The organism is Streptomyces drozdowiczii (assembly GCF_026167665.1).
Lineage (GTDB): Bacteria > Actinomycetota > Actinomycetes > Streptomycetales > Streptomycetaceae > Streptomyces > Streptomyces drozdowiczii_A.
Genome location: NZ_CP098740.1, coordinates 6,338,948 through 6,358,982, shown reverse-complemented (window position 1 = coordinate 6,358,982; position 20,035 = coordinate 6,338,948). Strand labels below are relative to the sequence as shown.

General features: G+C 73.4%; 9 protein-coding genes. 1 reads left to right on the top strand and 8 read right to left on the bottom strand.

Annotated elements, in window-relative coordinates; translation table 11 throughout:
* Positions 1 to 52: 52 nt before the first annotated feature.
* The 6 genes from NEH16_RS28845 to NEH16_RS28820 all read right to left on the bottom strand — a co-directional run bounded on the left by NEH16_RS28845 (position 53) and on the right by NEH16_RS28820 (position 7,399).
* Positions 53 to 1,840, bottom strand: a complete 1,788-nt coding sequence (locus NEH16_RS28845; RefSeq protein ID WP_265545881.1) for an ABC transporter ATP-binding protein — start codon at positions 1,838 to 1,840, stop codon at positions 53 to 55.
* Entirely contained in the window at positions 1,837 to 2,895 is a 1,059-nt protein-coding gene (locus tag NEH16_RS28840) for an iron-siderophore ABC transporter substrate-binding protein (protein ID WP_265545879.1), read from the bottom strand. The genes NEH16_RS28845 and NEH16_RS28840 overlap by 4 nt, the downstream gene beginning before the upstream one ends.
* A gap of 113 nt (positions 2,896 to 3,008) precedes the next feature.
* Entirely contained in the window at positions 3,009 to 3,851 is an 843-nt protein-coding gene (locus tag NEH16_RS28835) for an ABC transporter ATP-binding protein (protein ID WP_265545877.1), read from the bottom strand.
* Between the two features lie 39 nt (positions 3,852 to 3,890).
* Positions 3,891 to 4,952, bottom strand: a complete 1,062-nt coding sequence (locus tag NEH16_RS28830; protein ID WP_265545875.1) for a FecCD family ABC transporter permease — start codon at positions 4,950 to 4,952, stop codon at positions 3,891 to 3,893.
* The gene (locus tag NEH16_RS28825) at positions 4,949 to 6,007 is read right to left on the bottom strand and encodes a FecCD family ABC transporter permease (RefSeq protein ID WP_265545873.1); all 1,059 of its coding nucleotides are present in this window, start codon (positions 6,005 to 6,007) and stop codon (positions 4,949 to 4,951) included. Before NEH16_RS28825 ends, NEH16_RS28830 begins: the two co-directional genes overlap by 4 nt.
* Positions 6,008 to 6,052: 45 nt before the next feature.
* Complete coding sequence (locus NEH16_RS28820) at positions 6,053 to 7,399, bottom strand: lysine N(6)-hydroxylase/L-ornithine N(5)-oxygenase family protein (RefSeq protein WP_265545872.1); 1,347 nt, start codon at positions 7,397 to 7,399, stop codon at positions 6,053 to 6,055.
* Between the two features lie 247 nt (positions 7,400 to 7,646).
* Between NEH16_RS28820 and NEH16_RS28815 the strand changes: the two genes are divergently transcribed.
* Positions 7,647 to 8,594 (top strand): methionyl-tRNA formyltransferase, encoded by a 948-nt coding sequence (locus NEH16_RS28815; RefSeq protein WP_265545871.1) that lies wholly within the window; start codon positions 7,647 to 7,649, stop codon positions 8,592 to 8,594.
* Between the two features lie 59 nt (positions 8,595 to 8,653).
* Here NEH16_RS28815 and NEH16_RS28810 read toward each other — a convergent pair whose 3' ends face one another.
* Both NEH16_RS28810 and NEH16_RS28805 read right to left on the bottom strand, forming a co-directional pair.
* Positions 8,654 to 10,054: an MDR family MFS transporter gene (locus NEH16_RS28810; RefSeq protein WP_265545870.1), complete on the bottom strand. Its 1,401-nt coding sequence runs from the start codon at positions 10,052 to 10,054 to the stop codon at positions 8,654 to 8,656.
* Complete coding sequence (locus tag NEH16_RS28805) at positions 10,051 to 20,034, bottom strand: non-ribosomal peptide synthetase (RefSeq protein WP_265545868.1); 9,984 nt, start codon at positions 20,032 to 20,034, stop codon at positions 10,051 to 10,053. The genes NEH16_RS28810 and NEH16_RS28805 overlap by 4 nt, the downstream gene beginning before the upstream one ends.
* Between the last annotated feature and the right edge of the window lies 1 nt (position 20,035).

Sequence of the window (20,035 nt, the reverse complement as noted above, 5' to 3'; positions counted from 1 at the left end):
ACTCCGCTTCTCTCCGAGATATTTAGGCGAGCCTAACCTAACCAAGCATGGTCTAGCTTCCTTCCCGCCATGCTCGCCACAGACGGGCGTATCGGCCGCCCAGAGCGACCAACTCCTGGTGGGAGCCCTGTTCCACCACCCGCCCGGCATCCAGGACGGCGATGCGGTCCGCCGCCATCGCCTGGGTCAGCCGGTGCGCGACGAACAGCGTCGTGCGGCCCGCACAGGCCGCCAGCACGGCGCGCTCCAGCTCCGCGGCGCCCTCGCTGCCCGCCTCGGCGGTGGACTCGTCCAGCACCACGACGGGCGAACGGGCCAGCACCAGACGGGCCAGCGCGACCTGGGCCACCTTGGTGACGTCCAGCCGCTCACCGCCCTCGCCGACCGCGGTCCGCAGCCCCTCGGGTAGAGCCGCCACCCAGTCGGCGGCCCCCACCGTCCGCAGGGCGTCCATCAGTTCGGCCTCGCTCGCCCCGGGCGCGGACAGCCGCAGGTCGTCGGCGAGCGGACCGGAGAACACATGGGTCTCCTGGGTGAGGATGCTCACCAGGGCCCGCGCGCCCGCCTCGTCCACCTCCGCCAGATCGGTCGTCCCGATGCGCACCGACCCCGACTGCGGGGTGCCGATGCCGGCGATCAGGGCGGCCAGCGTCGACTTGCCGGCTCCGGTGGCGCCCACCAGGGCGAGGGAACCGCCGGCCGGGATGGTCAGGCTCACCTCGCGCAGGACCGGCGCCTCGGAGCCGGGATAGCGATAGGTCAGCCCCTCCACCGTCACCTGGTACGGCACGTTCTGAGCGGGCGTCACCTCGGGGTCGCCGACCAGTCTCTCCTCGGCGTCCTCCCCCAGGACTCCGACCAGCCGGGTCAGACTCGCGCCCGACTTCTGCGCCTCGTCGAAGGTGAACATGATCGCGCCGAGCGGGGTGAACAGCCGGTGGAACATCAGCGGTGCGGCCGCGACCTCCCCGAGGGTGGCCGCGTCGCCCTCCAGCAGGGCGTACCCGACCAGGAGGATGAGGACGAGGCCGATGAACTCGGCGCGGTTCTCCCGGCCGACGAACCGGCCGAAGAAGCGGAACACCTCGACGCCCAGATCGCGTACCCGCCAGGACTCGGTGGTGACCTTCTCGCGGAACGCGCCCTCCAGGCGGTACGCCCGGACCGTGTCGATTCCGTTGAGGCCGCTGATCAGCGCCTGGGCACGGTCGGCCTGGGCCGCGCGCTGCTTGCGGTAGAGCGGGGCGGAGCGCGGCAGGTACCAGCGCAGCGCCAGCGCGTACGCCGGCAGCGCGCCGGCGCCCGCGAGCCCGAGCCGCCAGTCCAGACCGAACATGCCGACGGTGGCGATGGCGACGAGCACGCCGGCCGAGAACACGGTGGGGATCGCGCTGCGGATGCCCCGGGAGAGCACGGCGACGTCGTCGCCCACCCGGGAGAGCACATCGCCTCGGCCGACCTGTTCCAGCCGGGTGCTCGGCATGCCCAGCACCGCGCGGACGGCGCCCTCCCGCAGCGTGGCAAGCAGGTCGGCGCCGAGCCGTCCGATCAGATACGTCGATGCCGCGGTGGCCGCCGCGCCGAGCAGCACGGCGGCCACCATCAGCGCCCCGACCCGGACCAGCACCGTGCGCGACCCGCCGTCCACGACCCCGTCGACCACCTGGCCGAGCAGCAGCACGGGGAGCACCTGGAGTGCCGCCCCCGCCACGGTGGTGAGGAGCGTCGCGGCCGTCAGCCACGGCACCGCGCGGCAGTGGGCGAGGAGCCAGCGGGTGGCCTCACCGCCCGTCGCCGTACGCAGGGTCGACGGTGCGTCGGCGCGGGCGACGAGGGTCACTTGGCGGCCGCCGCCTTCACCAGCTCGTCCACCGCGTACGGCATGGACAGCAGCGTGCCCTGCGAGATGGCGGCACCGACCGCCGGGCCCTCACTGTCGAGGAGGTAGGTGACCCGGCCCTCCTTGAACGCCTTCAGGTTGCTGAAGAGTTCGGACTTCTTCAGGGCGTCCGTGTCGGCCTTGTCGTTGATGACGAAGACCCGGTCGACGTCCACGAGGTCCATGCGTTCCGGGGAGAGCTTGGTGTAGAACTTGCCGCCGGCGATCTTGTCGATCTCGGTGTCGCCCCGGTAGCCGATGCCGGTCAGCAGCCGGCCGCGCACGTCGGTGGTGGTGAACGGCGCCACCGAGTTGTCGTACCAGGACAGGGCGACGGCGGTCTGCTTCGCGAACTCGGGGTGCGCCTTCTTGGCGGCGTCCAGCTTCTCCTGGATGCCGTCCACCATCTCCTTGCCCTCCTTCTCCTTGCCGAGGGCCTTGGCGATGTGCAGCGCGTTGTCCTGCCACGGGGCGCTGAAGGGCTCCTTCTCGCCCTTGGTACGGGCGACCGTGGGGGCGATCTTCGACAGCTTGTCGTACGCGGCCTGGTCGATCTCGGAGTACACGGCGACGATCAGGTCGGGCCGCAGGCCCGCGATCTTCTCGTAGTTGGGGCCGGAGTCACCGTTCTTCATGATGACCTCGGGGCGGGCGTCCCCCCACTTGTCCTTGGTCCAGGGCCACTGGGTGTTGATGTCGGGGGTCTTGCCCTCGGGGTTCGGGTACTGGTCGACCATGCCGACCGGCTTGATGCCGAACGCCAGGATGTCCTGGTCGTCCGTGTAGCCGACGGAGACCACCCGCTTCGGGGCCTTGGTGATCTTCGTGGACCCGAAGGCGTGCTCCACGGTGACAGGGAAGGCGCCGTCGGCCGAGGCGGCCGGGGCCTTGTCGGCCGCCTTGTCCTCGGAGTCGGAGCCGCAGCCCGCGAGGAGGCCGACGCCGAGGGCAGCCGCGGTGATGACCGCCGCGAGCCGCCGCCGCGACCTGGTGGGCGTGGTTCTGTCGAGGAGCATCCGAATCCCTTGCTTTCACACGGTCATGAGGGCCCTTCATAAGGGCAGCCAAACCTTACCCCGGTCTAGTGAGGCCAGCCTAGCCTTACCTGGATATTTCCTTGATTCCGAAACTACTTCGGACGTACGTGAGTACGGCCGATGGGCACGATGAGCGGCCGGTCTCCGACCGGGTCGTCGATCACCATGGCCCGCAGCCCGAACGCCTCCTCCAACAGTTCGGCAGTGATCACGTCGCGGGGGTGGCCCTGCGCCAGGACCGAACCGTCCCGCATCACCACGAGGTTGTCGCTGTAGCGGGTGGCCAGGTTGAGGTCGTGCAGGACCATCACCACCGTGCACCCGGACTCGTGCAGATCGTCCACCAGGTCGAGCACGTCGATCGCGTGCGCCAGGTCCAGATAGGTGGTGGGTTCGTCCAGCAGCAGCAGATCGGTGCCCTGAGCCAGGGTCATCGATATCCAGACGCGCTGGCGCTGGCCGCCCGACAGCGAGTCGACGGGCCGGTCCGCGAGATCGGCGACCCCGGTCAGCGCGAGCGCCCGCCGTACGATGTCGGCGTCGTCCGAGGACCACTGCCGCAGCCAGCTCTGGTGCGGGTGGCGCCCCCGGGCGACCAGGTCCGAGACCGTCAGCCCCTCGGGCGCCACGGGCGCCTGGGGCAGCAGGCCGAGTTTCTTCGCCACGTCCCTGGTCCGGAGCGAGGCGATGTCGTCGCCGTCCAGCACGACGGCGCCGCCGGCCGGTTTCAGCAGCCGGGTCAGGGTGCGCAACAGGGTGGACTTGCCGCAGCCGTTGGGCCCGATGATGGTGGTGACCACTCCGGACGGGATCTCGACGTCGAGGCCGTCGATGACGGTCCGGCCGCCGTAGCCGACCTTGATGCCCCTGGCGGCGAGCCTTGGAGCACCGCCGACCGCCGCCTTCGATCCGGTGGTGGTGAGTTGCGTGGCCACTGGCCCCCCTCTGCTCGGGTTGTCCGAATCGTCTGTCATCTACCTGAGGTTCGCCCGGACCAGCAGGTACACCAGGAAGGGCCCGCCGATCGCGGCGGTGACCACGCCGACCGGCAGGCCGTCGGGCAGGGCCGTGCGCGCGATGAGGTCGGAACCGGTCAGCAGCAGCGCGCCGACCAGCCCCGAGGCGGCCATCGGGGGCGTCGGGTGTCTCGCCAGACGCATCGCCACCTGCGGTGCGACGAGCGCGACGAAGGGCACCGGTCCCGCCGCGCTCACCGCCGACGCGGCGAGCAGGACCGCGCACAGCAGCATGACGGCCCGCACCCGGTTGAACCGGACGCCGAGCCCCGCGGCGACCTCGTCCCCGAGGTGCAGCGGCTTGAACTGGAAGGCCAGGCAGACCACCACGGCCAGCAGGCCCAGGGTGCACCAGAGCGCCACCCGGACCTCGCTCCAGGACCGGTTGTCCAGGGAGCCGACCAGCCATGCCTGGGCCCGTGCCACGTCCCGGATGTCGGCCGAGGTCAGGAGCCAGGTCGTGATCGCTTCCATCGCCGCGCTCACCGAGATGCCGATGAGGATGAGCCGGAAGCCGTCGATCCCGCGCCGCCAGGCCAGGAAGTACACCAGCAGCCCGGTGCCGAGACCGCCCAGGAGCGCCGCCGCCGACAGGCCCACGGCGTCGGTGACCGCGGCGGCGGCCCCGCCCGAGACCGTCACCAGGAACACGGCGACCGCACTCGCGCCCCCGGTGATGCCGAGGATGTCGGGGCTGGCGAGGGGGTTGCGCGCGACGGACTGGGTGATGGCGCCGGACACCCCGAGCGCGACGCCGACGACGACGCCGGCCAGGGCGCGCGGCATCCGCAGGTCCATGATGACGAAGCGGTCGACCTGCTCGCCGCCGCCGAGGACCGTGGCGATCACCCGCGACAGGCCGATCGGGAAGTCACCGACGCCGATGGACAGGCAGAACACCAGGAAGGTGGCCGCCGCGAGGAGCAGGGTGACCAGGACGAGCCAGGGCCGCCAGACGAACGAGGCGCCGCCGACGCGTACGCCCGGCGTGACCGATGCTTTCAACTCCGTGCCGCTCATGCGCTCCTGAACTTTCCCCGCCACACCAGGACCGCGAAGAACGGGGCGCCGAGCAGCGAGACGACGACCCCCGCGTCCAGCTCCCCGGGCCGTACCACCAGGCGCCCGACGATGTCGCACACCAGCAGGACGACCGCGCCGAGCAGACCCGCGTACGGCACCAGCCAGCGGTAGTCGGGCCCGGTCAGATACCGGGCGACGTGGGCCACCATGAGCCCGAGGAACGCGATGGGGCCGCAGGCCGCGGTGGCGGCGCCCGCCAGCAGCGTGACGGCGACGATGCCGATCGTACGGCTGCGCGCGATGTTGACGCCGAGTCCGCGTGCCACGTCGTCACCGAGGTTGAGCAGGTTCAGGGAGGGCAGCATGACCGCGGCCAGGACCAGTCCGACCGCGACGAACGCGGTGACGGGCCGGATGACGTCGAAGCCGATGCCCGCCACCGAGCCCGCGTTCCAGAACCGCAGCACGTTCAGGGACTTGACGTCGGACAGGGCGACGGCCGTGGTCATCGCCGCGAGGAAGACCGTGACGCCCTGCCCGGCGAGGGCCAGGGTCAGCGGGTTGCCGGCGCCCCTGCCGATGCTGGCGAGGCCGAACACGACGACGCCGGCGACCGCCGATCCGAGGAAGCCGAACCAGACGTACTGGAGCGGGTCCGTGAGCCCGAACACGGCGATCACCGACACCACGGCGAACGAGGCGCCGGCGTTGACGCCGACCAGCCCGGTGTCGGCGATCGGGTTGCGCGTGTACCCCTGGATCAGCGCGCCGCCGACGCCGAGCGCGATGCCCGCCACGATTCCCAGCACGGTACGGGGCACCCGCACCGTCCGCACGATGAGCCGGATGTCGGAGAGCCGCTGGTCGGCCTCCGGACCGGCGAACAGGCCGTGCCACACCTCGCCGGGGTTCAGCGAACGCGCCCCGACCATCAGTGACAGCGCGCCCACGACCAGGACCGTCACCGCCAGGGCGGCGAGTCCGGTGACCCGTCTGCGACGGGTCACCGCGACGCCCCCGGTCCTGGGGCGCTCCACTGCAGTTGTGCTCATGTGCGCGTACGTTATCTCTCTGGCCCCGGGCGGCGGTCGGGCGGTCTAGCGGGTGCCGTCCCCGGCGACCGGACGGGCGGCGTCGGGGGCGGACTTGACGCTCCGGTCCAGCAGCGAGTCCAGGATCTCGCCGACCCTGATCGCGGTGTTGGACAGCAGGGCCGAGGTGATGCCGTGGGTGTGCTCCGTACCGCCCTGGAGGTAGATGCCGCAGTTCAGCGCGGCGTCGGTGGCGATGCGGTAGTCGCGCTCGACGCGGACCCGGCCCTCCTCGTCGCGCAGGCAGTAGGCGGCGGCCTCGCCCAGGAGGCCCAGGGGGTCGGCCGGGCTGTAGCCGGTGGCGAACACCACGACGTCGGCGTCGAGCACGGTCTCCTCGCCGGTGACGAGGGACTTCACGGTGGCGCGCACCGTGTCCGGGGTCTCCTCGGCCGCGGTGAGCCGGGACACGTTGAGGAAGCGCAGCCGCTCGGTGCCGAGCACCTTCTCCTGGTACATCTGCCGGTACAGGTCATCGATGAGATCGATGTCGACCACGGAGTAGTTGGTGTTCCCGTGGTAGTCCATCAGCCGGCGCTTGACGTTCTCGGGCGCCGCGTAGAACTCGTCCACCGCGTCCGGGTCGAAGATCTTGTTGGCGAAGCTGCTGTCGTCGGCCGGGCTGTATCCGTAGCGGGAGAAGACCGCGCATATCTCGGCGTCGGGGAAGCGGCGGTGCAGATACGCGACGTTCTCGGCGGCGCTCTGCCCGGCGCCCACGACGACGAAGCGGGAGGGCGAGGTGCCGTCCAACTCGCCGACCCGGGTCAGCAGTTCGGAGTTGTGCCAGACCCGTTCGCCGCGCTCGATGCCCTCGGGCACCAGCGGGCGCAGTCCCGTGCCGATGACGAGGTTGCGGGCGCGGTGGACCGTCAGCCCCTCGCCCGACCGGACGGTGACGTCCAGGTACTCCACGACGCCGTCCTCGACCACCTGGGTCACCCCGACGACCTCGTGGTCGTAGGAGACGAGGTCGTCCACCTGGGAGGCGGCCCACTCGAAGTAGTCGTGGAACTCGACCCGCAGCGGGAAGAGGTTCTTGTGGTTGATGAAGTCGATCAGGCGTCCCTTGCTCTTGAGGTAGCAGAGGAAGCTGAACTCACTGGCCGGGTTGCGGAGGGTCACCAGGTCCTTGAGGAACGAGACCTGCATGGTGGCGTCGTCGATGAGCATGCCCCGGTGCCAGCCGAAGGCCGGTTGCTGCTCGAAGAACTGGGCCGTCACCGCTTCCCGCGTCCCGGAGCGCGCGTTGTGCTCGCTGATCGCGATCGCCATGGCCACATTGGACGGGCCGAAGCCGATACCAATGAGGTCGTGGACCGGTGCTGCGTCGCCAGGACGAGCCTGTGACATGTCACTCCCATCGTGCGGGGAAGCCGCCTGTCGGATGTGGGGAACGGGCGAAGGACGGGCACGCCGAAACAGCGGCCCGATGAACTTAGGTGAGCCTAAGCTAATCCGTCAACGCTTGTCGATAGGTGCGATTCGGACACCCCCGGCACAGGGCCACCCCAACTGGGGCACTCCGCACCTCCGTTGCAAGATAAGGTAAGCCTTGCTTTACTTACCTGTCTTTGTTTCTACGTCGAGGAGGAACCCCATGCGGGTCGTCATGTTCGGTTACCAGACCTGGGGCCACCGCACCCTGCAAGCCCTCCTGGACTCCGAGCACGACGTGGTGCTGGTCGTCACCCACCCCAGGAGCGAGCACGCCTACGAGAAGATCTGGAGCGACTCCGTCGCCGATCTCGCCGAGGAGCACGGCGTCCCGGTCCTGATCCGCAACCGCCCGGACGACGACGAGCTGTACGAGCGGCTGCAGGCGGCCGACCCCGATGTCATCGTGGCCAACAACTGGCGTACGTGGATCCCGCCGCGCATCTTCGCCCTCCCCCGCCGGGGCACCCTGAACGTGCACGACTCGCTGCTGCCGAAGTACGCGGGCTTCTCGCCGCTCATCTGGGCCCTCATCAACGGCGAGACCGAGGTGGGCGTCACCGCGCACATGATGAACGACGAGCTGGACGCCGGCGACATCGTCCGGCAGGAGTCCGTCCCGGTCGGCCCGAGGGACACCACCACCGACCTCTTCCACAAGACCGTCGACCTCATCGCCCCCGTCACCACCAAGGCGCTGGCCCTGATCGCGGACGGGCAGACGGAGTTCACCCCGCAGGACCGCTCGCAGGCCACCTTCTTCCACAAGCGCGCCGAGGAGGACATCCGGATCGACTGGAACTGGCCGGCCGAGGACCTGGAGCGCCTGGTGCGCGCCCAGTCGGCCCCGTACCCCAGCGCCTTCACCTTCCACCGGGGCAAGCGGCTCGAGATCCTGGCCAGTGTGGTCTCCGAGGGCCGTTACGGCGGAACGCCCGGCCGGATCTTCTACCGCGAGGGCGAAGGCGTGGTCATCGTCGCCGGCGCCGACGCCCGCACCGGCCGCAACCACGGCCTGGCCGTCACCCGGGTCCGCACCGAGGACGGCCGCGAGCTGCCCGCGACGGAGTACTTCACCTCCATGGGCGGCTACCTGACCAGCCGCCCCTGATCCCGCATATGGGTGTGCCCCGGCCCTCGGGCCGGGGGCACACCCATATGTCCTGCCGGTCACCCCTTCCGGGGCTGCGTACGGGGCAGCCGCGTCGCGGCGGCCGCTGCGAACAGGCAGAAGCCGAGCACCCACCAGAAGGTGGCACCGAAGGCCGCGGGGACGTCCGCGCCCGTGGCGGCGAGCCGGTTCTCCAGGATCACCGCCACCGCGGCCGTGCCGACCGAACCGCCCACGGTATTGAGGAGGTTGAGCGCGCCGGCCGCCCGGGGCAGCTGCTCCGGCTCGATCCGGCTGTACACGATGTTCATCACGGGCGCGCCGACCATCGACATCCCGAAGCCCCGCACCACCAGCGCCGAGACGACCACCGCGTCCGGGACCCCGTGCCCCAGCAAGGTGAACGGGGCGGTCCCCGCGACGATCAGCACGATGCCGGCCACCACCAGGGTCCTCGGCGCGACCTTGCTGATGGTCCGGTTGACGAGCACCGAACCGGCCGCCGCGCCCAGCCCCTGGGGAGCGAGCAGCAGCCCCGCCTCCCAGGCCGACATCCCCCGCCCCGACTGGAAGTACAGCGGCAGCAGGAACGTCGTGCCGAACACCGAGGCCCCGAGCACCACCAGCGCCAGCGCGGCGGCCCCGAAGGGCGGCCGGGCGAACAGCCGGGGGTCCACCAGCGGCGTGGACCGGGTGCGCAGCCCGTGCACGGTGAACGCGGCCAGCATCACCACCCCGGCCACCACGCCGATCGCGGCCGGGACGGCGCGGTCGTGGGCGACCTCGGTCAGCCCGTACACCAGCACCGCGAGCCCCGGCGAGAGCAGCAGCGCCCCGCGCAGGTCGAACGCGGTCCGCTGCGGGGCCGGGTCCACCACGGGCACGTAGCGGCGGGCCAGCAGGACCGCCGCCGCGCCGATCGGCAGGTTGACCAGGAACAGCCAGGGCCACGGCGCGACGGCGAGCACGGAGCCCCCGGCGAGCGGCCCGAACACCGGGGAGAGCAGCGGGACCACGGCGACGATGCTGATCACCTTGCCGGTGCGGCCGGGGCCCGCGACCCGGGCGAGCAGCGCCTGCCCGGTCGCGGGGAGCAGGCCGCCGCCGAGCCCCTGGACCACGCGGAACACGATGAGGCTGCTCGCCGACCAGGCCGAGGCGCACAGCACCGAGCCGAGCAGGAAGACGCCGATGGCCGCGAGCCAGACCCGCCGGCCGCCGAACCGGCCGGCCAGCCAGCCGGACGCGGGGACGGCGGCGACGACGGCGAGCAGGTACGCGCTGGAGACCCACTGGATCTCTGCGACCGACGCGTCGAACTCCTCGGTGAGCCGGTCGAGTCCGACGCTGACGATGGTGGCGTCGAGCGTGGCCATGAACGTGCCGAGGACCAGGATGAACGCGATCCGCAGCAGTTCCCGGTCCACGCGCTCGGCGGGCGGGGCGGGTGCCTCGGTCATCGGTCCTCCAGGAGGGCGCTCACATCGGCGTCCAGGTGCTGCTCCATGTTCCGCAGCAGCTCCACCAGTCGGCCGGCGAGTCCTTCGGTGTCGGTGCCGGCCCGGTGGGCGAGCACACCGGTCCAGCCGTCGCCGTCCGGCATGACGGTCAGCGTGGCGGGGTGGTGGGTGGACTCCCGGAAGCGCGTGGCGAGCACGGTGAGTCCGGGCGCGGGTTCCCGCAGGCGGTCCGGGTCGACCGGGTAGTTCTCGAAGACCACCATGCTGTCGAAGAGCCTGCGCCGGCCGGTGAGCCGTTCCAGGTCGGACAGGGCCGCGTGGTGGTGCTCGACCAGGTCGCGCTGGCGGCCCTGGAGGTCGGTGAGCGCGGCGGCCAGGGTGCCGGTGAGCCGGGCCCGTACCGGCACGGTGTTGGCGAGCAGGCCGATGATCTCCTCCACGCCCTCCAGCGCCGGGGGCCGGCTCGACACCATGGCGCCGAAGCAGACGTCCCGCCGCCCGGAGCGCCGGGCCAGCAGCACCGACCAGGCGCCCTGCACCAGGGTGTTCGGGGTCAGCCCGCGCCGCGCGGCGAGCCGGGTGAGCCCGGCCACGAGCGCCGCGTCGAACGTGATGACCTCGGGCTCCTGCCAGGCCGGGCCGCTCGCGTCGCCGCCGAGGTAATCGCCCTCGGGCAGCCCGTCCAGCTCGGCCGCCCAGGCGTCGAGGTCCGGCTCGTGCTCCGCGCACCAGTCGAGGTAGTCCGCGAACGGGACGGGGTCGGGCAGCCTGTGCGCGCGGTTCTCGGTGCGCGCGGTGTACAGGGCGAACAGCTCGCCGAGGATGCGCGGGGCGGACCAGCCGTCGGACAGGGCGTGATGGCTGGTCAGGACGAGGTCGGCGCGCTCGGGTCCGAGCCGGATCACGGTGATCCGGTAGAGCGGGCCGCGCGCGAGGTCGAAGGGTTCGGCCAGGTCGGCGGCCAGCACCTCGTCGGCCGGGGCGTCGGTGACCCGGAATTCGGGCCGGGGCGCCTCCGGAATGACCGCGAGCGAGGCGGGGAACACCGCGCCCAGGTTGGGGTGCCGGGCCAGCAGGTCGTCACCGGCCCCGCGCAGCGCCTCGGTGTCGAGCGGGCCCGCGAGCGAGAACACCGACTGCACGGTGTACGGGTCGGGGCGCTCGGTGCGCGAGTGCCGCAGCATCACCTCCTGCAACGGGCTCAGCGGCTGTACGGCGGCGACCGGCCGGTCCCCGAGCGCGGCGGTCTCCGGCGCGGCGGCGACCCGCAGCAGCGCGGCCCTCAGGTGTTCCGCGAGCTCCTCGACCTCGGCGCCGGTGAACAGCGCCTCCGGCCAGGTGATCCGCACCCCGAGCGCGTCGTCGCGCACCAGCGCGTTGACCATGAGGCTGTACGGCAGGGGCATCGGGCCGGAGGCGTCGGAGCCGAGCGGGTCGGCGTCCGGGGCGGGCTGCCAGGGCGTCTCGGTCTCCGGGGCGCCGGGGTACTGGCCGAGGTAGTTCCAGGCGACCTCCGGACGGACCGGGTCGAGCAGCCCCGCCGTGGTGAGGATGCCGGGGGCGAGGCCGTCGCCCTGGGCGCGCAGCCGGTCCCGGACCGCCCGCACGTCGTCGGAGGCGTCGAGCCGGACGGGGTGGATCGCGGTGAACCAGCCGACGGTCTGGGAGAGGTCGACCTCGCGCGGCCGGCCGTGGCTCTCCAGGGCGACCAGCAGTTCGGGGACGCCGCGCCAGTCGCGTACCGCCTGGGCCAGCGCCGTCAGGAGGACGGCGTCCGGGGTGGTGCGGTGGGCGGCGGGCAGGGTGGTGACCAGGGCGCGGGTGGTGTCCGCGTCGAGCCGGATCTCGTGGTGCGAGGCCGTGCCCACGGTGTCCCGGGCGGGGTCGAGCGGCTGCGCGAGGGGCGCGGTCGCCGTCATCCGCCGCCAGTGCGGGAGTTCGGCGCGCCGGTCGGCCTCGCGCAGGGTGCGGGCCCAGCCGAGGAAGGACTGCCCGTGCCGGGTCAGCTCTCCCCCGTCGTGGGCGTGCCTGAGGTCGTCCAGGAGGATGCGCCAGGAGACACCGTCGGCCACCAGGTGGTGGGCGATCAGGACGAGCCGGCCGGGGCGGTCCGGCCCGGCGTCCACCCAGACCGCGCGCAGCATCGGGCCGGTGCGCGGGTCCATGGCCGCGCGTGCGGCGGCGGTCGCGGCGTCGGCGGCGGCGCGCGGGTCGCCGTTCGCCGGGACGCGGATCAGGACGTCGGCGCCGGTCAGGTCACCGGCCGGCGGGATGTGCAGGACGTCCTCGCCGAGGCGGGCGCGCAGCACGTCGTGGCGGGCGAGGAGGGCGTCGAGCACGGCCTGCCAGGTCTTCTCGTCGCCGCCGGCCGGGACGCAGACCTCCACCCACTGGCAGAAGCCGTCGGCGGCCTTCCCCGCGCGGTGCAGCAGGTCGCGCATGACCGGGGTCAGCGGGGCGTCCCCGACGGCCGGGGCGGCCTCGCCGTCCAGGGCGCGGGCCCGGGCGGCGATTCCGGCCACGGTCTCGCCGTCGAACACGTCCTTCGGGCTCAGTCCGAGGCCCTGGCGGCGGACCCGGGAGACCAGCTGGAGGGAGACGATGCTGTCGCCGCCGACGTCGAAGAAGTTGTCGTCGGGGCCGATGTCGTCGCGGCCCAGGACGTCCCGGAACACGGCGAGCAGCAGTGCCTCCGCCTCGGTGGCCGGTTCGCGCCGGGCGGCGGAGACGGTGGCGGGGGCGGGCAGCGCCGAGGCGTCGAGCTTGCCGCTGGGGCTCAGCGGCAGCCGGTCCAGCGGGACGAGCGCGGTCGGCACCATGTGGTCGGGCAGCCGCTCGGCGAGGTACGCGCGCACCTCGGCGGTGTCCAGGTCGGCGCCGTCGGTCGGGATGACGTAGCCGACGAGCCGGCCCTCGCGCATCACGACGGCGCTGGCGCGGACGTCGGGGTGCCCGGTGAGCGCGGTCTCGATCTCGCCCAGCTCGACGCGGAAGCCGCGCACCTTGATCTGGTGGTCGGCGCGGCCGAGGAAGACCAGCTGCCCGTCGTGGCGCCACCGCACCAGGTCGCCGGTGCGGTACATGCGGGTGCCGGGCGGCCCGTACGGGTCGGCGACGAAGGCGCCGGAGGTCAGCCCGGGGCGGCCGAGGTAGCCGCGGGCGACGCTCGGGCCGCCGAGGTACAGCTCTCCGGTGACGCCGACGCCGACGGGCTGGAGTCCGCCGTCGAGCACATAGGCGCGGACGTTCGGGTCGGGGCGGCCGATGGGCAGCGGCCCCTCGTCGTCCGGGTCGTAGTGCCAGGTGGTGGAGTTGATGGTGACTTCGGTCGGCCCGTAGGCGTTGAACAGCGCCCGGCGGTCCCGGCCCCAGCGGTGGGCCAGCTCCGGGTCGAGCCGTTCGGCGCCGACGACGAAGAAGACGTCGGGGTCGACGGTGCGGTCGTCGGGCATCGCGGCGAGGAACGACGGCAGCAGGTTCACGCCGGTGACCCGGTGCTCCGCGATGTAGTCGAGGAGTTCGTCGCCGGGCACGCGCACCTCCTCGGGCGCGATGACGGACGTACCGCCGGACAGCAGCGGCACCATCGTCTGCCAGAACGCCACGTCGAAGCTGGTCGACGCGAAGTGCAGATAGCGGTCGTGCTCGGTGACGCCGACGACCTCCTCCTGGAGGGCGATCAGGTCGGGCACGCCCCGGTGGGTGACGCCGACGCCCTTGGGGCGGCCGGTGGTGCCCGAGGTGTAGATGACGTACGCGAGTGCGTCGTCGGTGAGCCGGGCGCGGGCCCCGGCCGGGTCGGTGTCCGGTACGGAGGCGAGGGTGGCCGGGTCGTCCAGGCGCAGGACGGGGATCTCGCGGTCGACGGGCAGTTCGGCGCCGGTCGTCACCACGGCCGCCGGCGAGATGTCGTCGAACATGTACGCGAGCCGTTCGCGCGGGTAGGCCGCGTCCATCGGCACGTACACCGCGCCCGCCTTGGCGACGCCGAAGAGGGCGACGGTCATCTCGATGTCCCGGCCGATGAGGACCGCGACGGGGTCCTGGGGCCGGACGCCGTGCGCGATGAGCGCGTGCGCGAGGCAGTTGGCCCGCCGGTCGAGTTCCTCGTACGAGAGGCTGCGGTCGCGGCAGACCAGCGCCTCGCCGGCGGGCTTGCGCCGGACCCAGGCGGCGAACTCGTCCAGCCAGTGGCCGCGTTCCTTGGCGGCGACGATCTCGGTGCCCGTACGCAGCATGCGGGCGCGCTCGTCGTCGTCGAGGGCGGGCAGCGCGACGGCGGCCCGGTCCGGGTCCTCGGTGATCTCGTGGAGCAGGTTGCGCAGCCAGCGGCCGTAGTCGCGCACGGTGTCCGCGTCGAAAGCGCCGGGCTGGTAGCCGAGGCCGACGGTGATCTCGTCGCCCGGGATCACGATGACGGTGAGGGCGTAGTGCGTGGCGTCGGTGATGTCGACGCCGGTGAGGTCGAGCCCGGGGGCGAGCGGGGTGCGGGTGCGGCTGGAGAGCGGGAAGTTCTCCATGACGAGCATGGTGTCGAAGAGTTCGCCGATGCCCACGGCCCGCTGGATGCCGGGCAGTCCGACGTGGTGGTGCTCGGCGAGGGCGACGCTCTCCGCGTGCACCTGGGCCATGACGTCCGTGGCCGTGCGGTCCGGGGTGTACCGGACGCGGACCGGGACGGTGGTGCCGAGCTGGCCGATCATCGATTCGACGCCGTCCACCTCGGCGGGCCGACCGGAGACCGGGCAGCCGAACACGACGTCGCGGCGGCCGGTCAGCCTGCCGAGGAGCAGGCCCCACGCCGTCTGGAGGACCGTGGTCAGGGTGATGCCCCGCTCGCGGGCGAAGGCGCGCAGCCGGTCGCTGAACTCGCGGCCCAGCTCGACGGTCTCCCGCCCCGGCCGCTCCACGGCGTTCCCGGTGCTCGCCGGGGCCAGCCGGGTCGCGTCGTCCACACCGGCCAGGGCTTCGCGCCAGGCGGCGACGGACGCCTCCTGGTCCCGGCCCGCCAGCCAGTGGAAGTACTCGGACAGCGGCGGGGAGACGGGTGCGGCGGGGCCGCCGCCGAGTTCCGCGTAGATCGCGAGGAGCGTGCGGCCGACGATGGGCATCGACCAGCCGTCGAGCAGGGCGTGGTGGTTGGTGATGACGAGCTTGTGCTCGGCGGGCCCCACCCGGGAGAGCAGGAAGCGGATGAGCGGCGGGCGCGCCGGGTCGAAGGGGCGGGCCAGGTCGGCGCGGGCCGCTTCGGCGAAGTCGTCGTCCTGCCGCCAGTCCAGGGCGACGTCGGCCGGGATGACCTGCACGACGTCGTCCCCGACGGTGCCCAGGTGGACGCGGAGCGCGGGGTGGCGGCGCAGCAGCTCATGGGCGGCGCGGGCCATCCGGTCCGGGTCCAGTTCACCGGACAGGGTGGTGACGGCCTGGACGACGTAGACGTCGGTGTCCGTGTCCTCGCGGACCATGGTGTGGAAGGACAGGCCGAGCTGGAGCGGGGTGGCGGGCAGCACGTCGCTGACCCGGCCGGCGCGCTCCAGGGCGTCGATCGCCTCCTGGTCGAGGGCCACCAGCGGCAGGTCGGAGGGGGTGAGCCCGCCCGTGGTGTGCAGGGCGTGCGCGGCCAGCGCGTCGAGCGCGGCGGCCCAGCAGTCCTGGAGGGCGGCCAGGGCGTCGGGGCCCAGGACCTCCCCGGCGGCGGTCCACTCGACGGCGAGCCGGGGCGCGTCGCCCTCGTGGACGAAGCAGTTGAGGGCCAGCACCTGTTCGAGGGCCTTGGCGTCGGGCTCGGTCACCGAGAACGCGTCGTGCTCGGGGAGCCGCCAGCCCTCGGCGGCCGGCGGGGCGAACCTGCCGAGGTAGTTGAGCAGCACGTCCGGGGGCGGTGTCGCGCCCAGCTCCGGGGCCGTCTCCGGGTCGAGGTGGCGCAGCACCCCGTAGCCGATGCCGTTGTCGGGGACGGCGCGGCGGGCCTCCTTGGCGGCGCGCAGCGTGGTGCGGACGTCGTCGGAGGCGGGCACCCGGACGGGGTATTCGCTGGTGAACCAGCCCACCGTGCGGGCCAGGTCGAGGTGTTCGCGGCCGTGGCCCTCCATGGTCACGGTGACGGAGTCGTCGCGCAGGCCCCAGCCGCGCAGGGCGAGGACGAGCGCGGCGAGCAGGACCTCGTCCACGCCGGCCCGGTAGGCGGCGGGCAGCGTGGTGAGCAGGGCCTCGGTGGCCTCGGGCGAGGCGGTCGTGACCGAGCGGTGCGCGGTGGACACGGTGTCGCGCGAGGGGTCCAGGGGGCGGGCGCCGAGCCGGGACGCGGAGTCCGAGGCGGAACGCCAGTGGGCGAGTTCACCGCGCCGGGCGCCGGTCCGGCCCTGTTCGGCGAGGGCCTGGGCGTGGCGGCGCCAGGAGGTGGTGACGGGTTCGAGGGCGCCGCCGGAGCAGGCGGTGTGCAGGTCGGGCAGGAGGACGCGCCAGGAGACGCCGTCCATGGCGAGGTGGTGCACGACGAGGACGAGCCGGTCCGGTGCGCCGTCGCCCGTGCGGAGGAGGGCGGCGCGGACCAGGTCGCCGGTACGCGGGTCGAGTGCACCGGCCAAGCGTGTTGCCAGGGCGGTCACCTCTTCGCCAGTGACCTCTTCGCCGGTGACCTCTTCGACGGCGGCCCGGACCGTGCCCCGGGGCAGGATCTCCGGCTCGCCGGCCACCCGCAGCCGCAGCGCGTCGTGGTGGTCGAGGAGGGCCTGCACTCCCCTGGTCAGCGCGTCGAGGCTGAGCGCGTCCACGTACAGGGCGGTCCACTGGGCGTATCCGGCGACCGTGTCGATGTCCGGGTGCGGGTCGAGCAGGGCGCGCACGATGGGCGGGGCGGGGACCGGGCCGACCGGCTCGTCCGCCGGGCCGGCCGCGCCGTCCAGCTGTTCGGCGGAGGCGGCGAGGGCGGCGAAGGTGCGGCGGGCCAGCAGGTCCTTGGGGCGCAGGCCGAGGCCGAGGGCGCGCAGCCGGCTGCTGACGGTGATCGCGGTGATGCTGTCGCCGCCGAGGGCGAAGAAGTCGTCGTCCACGCCGACCCGTTCGACGTCGAGCGCGTCGGCGAGGACGGTGCACAGCAGCCGTTCGCGTGCGGTGCTCGGTTCCCGGCCGCCGCCGGGCAGGGCGGGCGCGGGCAGGGCGGCGCGGTCGAGCTTGCCGTTGGGCGTGACGGGCAGGGAGCCGAGGACGACGACGGCGGCGGGCACCATGTGTTCGGGCAGCCGTTCGGCGAGCCGGGCGCGTGCCTCGTCACCGGTGAGGGACGCGGACACGATGTAGCCGACGAGCCGGGACGACAGGACCCGGGCGGCGGCCGCGGTGACCCCGGGCAGGGCGGCCAGGGCCTCCTCGACCTCGCCGGTCTCCACCCGGTGGCCCCGGATCTTGACCTGTCCGTCGCCCCGGCCGCCGTACTCCAGGCCCCGGCCGGGCACCCAGCGGGCGCGGTCGCCGGTGCGGTACATCCGGTCGCCGGGGGCGCCGAAGGGGTCGGCGACGAAGCGTTCGGAGGTGGCCCCGGGCCGGCCGAGGTAGCCGCGGGCCAGGTGCGGTCCGGCCAGGTAGAGTTCGCCGGCCGTGCCGGGCGGGACGGGCTGGAGGGCGTTGTCCAGGACGTAGACCCGGGTGCCGGCGAGCGGGTGTCCGATGACCGGGTCGCCGCCGTCGATGCGGGCGGTGGTGGCGTCCACGGTGGCCTCGGTCGGCCCGTACATGTTGCGCGCGGCGATCCCGGAGGCGGCGACGCGGCGCCACAGGGCGGCCGGGGTCGCCTCGCCGCCCAGGAGCAGCAGCGCCGGGGGCAGGTCGAGCAGCCCGGCGTCGATGAGCGGGGCGGCCATCGAGGGCGTGGTGTCGATGACGTCGATGCCGTCGCGGGCGTACGCGGCGAGCAGGGCGTCCGCGTCGCGGGCCGTGTCGGCGTCGTACACATGGAGTTCGTGCCCGCAGAGCAGCCAGACGAGGTGCTCGAAGGCGGAGTCGAAGGCGAAGGAATAGGTGTGCGCGGCGCGCAGTCGGCGGCCGGTGGTGCGTTCGGCCTCCGCGACGACGGTGGACCGCTGGTGGTGCAGCAGCGCGGCGAGCCCGCCGGAGCGGCCGAGCACGCCCTTGGGGCGGCCGGTCGACCCGGAGGTGTGGATGACGTAGGCCAGGTGCTCGGGGTGGCGGGGCCGGGAGAGTTCGGCGGTGGTCAGCGGGGCGCCGGACAGGTCCGCGGCCTCGTCCAGGAGCGCCTTCCAGGGCAGTCCGTCGACGGTGCCGTCGGTGAGGACGAGGACCGGGCGGGTGTCCGCGATGAGTTCGCGCAGCCGCTCGGGCGGGTGCGCGGCGTCCAGCGGCAGGAAGGCGGCGCCCGCGTCCAGCACGGCGAGCAGGGCCACGACGGCGTCGGCCGAGCGCGGCAGGGCGAGCGCGACGACGTCCTCGGCGCCGACGCCCCGGGCGCGCAGGGCGCGGGCCACCCGGTGCACCCGGCTGGCGAGTTGGGCGGCGGTCAGCCGTTCGGCGCCGCAGACCAGTGCGGTGTTCCCAGGTCCGGCGGCGGCCATGGCGTCGAAGGCGGTGGGCACGTCAAGAGGGGTGCCGGGCAGGGCGGGCGGGCTCCACTCGGCGAGCTGGGCGCCGGTGTCGGCGGTGAGCGCGATCCGGGCGACGGGCCGGCCCTCGACGAGCCCGGTGAGCAGGGCGCGGAGTCCGGTCATCAGGCTGTCGACGGCGGCCTGGTCCTTGGCGCGGGCGTCCACCTCGAAGCCGAGCAGCAGCCCGCCGTCGCGGGTGGGCAGGACGCTGAGGCCCATGTCCTCGGGCGGTCCGCCCGCGACGTTGCGCATGACGCCCGCCGCCCCGGCGAAGTCGAGCGTCAGGTCGAACGCCTTGAGGTTGATGCCGCGTCCGTGCAGCAGCGCGCCGGCGCCGGGCACGCCGAGGTCGCGGGGCAGGTCCTCGCCCCGGTAGCGCTGGTGGTCGCGCATCTCGCGCATGGCGGTGGTGACGCGGCGGCTCAGGTCGCCGAGCCGGTCGTCGCCGCGCACGGTGACCCGCATCGGCAGCACGTTGACCGCCATGGCGGGGGTGCGCAGCGCGACGGAGCCGGTCCGGCACATCAGGGGCAGGGCGAAGACGACGTCGGTGCGGCCGAGCATGCGGTGCAGGAAGGCGGCGTAGCAGGCGATCAGGGCCTCGCCCCAGGCGACGCCCTCGGCGTCCGCGAAGGCGCGCAGGGCGGCGGTCTCGTCGGCGCTCAGTTCGGCCCGGGCGGTGAGCGTGCGGGCGGGTGCGCCGTCGGTGTCGGGCCCGTCGTGGGCGTCGACGTCGGGCAGCGGTGTGAACCGCTCGACCCAGTAGGCGCGGTCCTCGGCGGCCCGGTCGCTCGCGCGGTAGGCGGTGTCCTCGGCGACGAGCGCCGCGAAGGCGCCGAACGTCGAGCGGGGCGGTTCGGTGCCGCGGACCAGGGCGGTGTAGTGGGCGGCGGTGCGGCGGGCGAGCTGGGCGGCGGTGTAGCCGTCGAAGACGAGGTGGTGGCCGAGCTGGGTGTACCAGACCTCGCGGTCGGAGAGCTTGATGACGGTACGGGAGTAGAGCGGGCGGTCCGTCATGCCCCGGCACGCCTCGGCGAGCCGGGCGCGTTCGGCGTCGACCAGCGCCTGGGCAGCGGCGGCGGGGTCGGCCTCGGCGCTGACGTCGACGAGCGGGGGCAGGGCGACGGGTTCGGCGCCGACCGCCTGGCGGGGGCCGTCGGGCGTCTCGTGCACCCTGAGCCGCAGGCTCTCGGCCTCCTCGGTGGTGGCCCGGACGGCCTGCGCGAGCGCGTCCGTGTCGACGGGTCCTTCGCCGGATATCTCGATCACGTCGCCGACCACGTAGTACGGCGAGTCGGGTTCGATGCGCTGGGCGTTCCAGATGCCGAGTTGGGCGCCGGTCAGCGGAAGGAGGCCGTCCTGGGACACGCTCGCGGTGGTCAAC

Coding starts and splice junctions, on each gene's coding strand:
- NEH16_RS28840 (WP_265545879.1), bottom strand. CDS start 2,895: ATGCTCCTCGACAGAACCACGCCCACCAGGTCGCGGCGGCGGCTCGCG.
- NEH16_RS28830 (WP_265545875.1), bottom strand. CDS start 4,952: ATGAGCGGCACGGAGTTGAAAGCATCGGTCACGCCGGGCGTACGCGTC.
- NEH16_RS28825 (WP_265545873.1), bottom strand. CDS start 6,007: ATGAGCACAACTGCAGTGGAGCGCCCCAGGACCGGGGGCGTCGCGGTG.
- NEH16_RS28820 (WP_265545872.1), bottom strand. CDS start 7,399: ATGTCACAGGCTCGTCCTGGCGACGCAGCACCGGTCCACGACCTCATT.
- NEH16_RS28815 (WP_265545871.1), top strand. CDS start 7,647: ATGCGGGTCGTCATGTTCGGTTACCAGACCTGGGGCCACCGCACCCTG.
- NEH16_RS28810 (WP_265545870.1), bottom strand. CDS start 10,054: ATGACCGAGGCACCCGCCCCGCCCGCCGAGCGCGTGGACCGGGAACTG.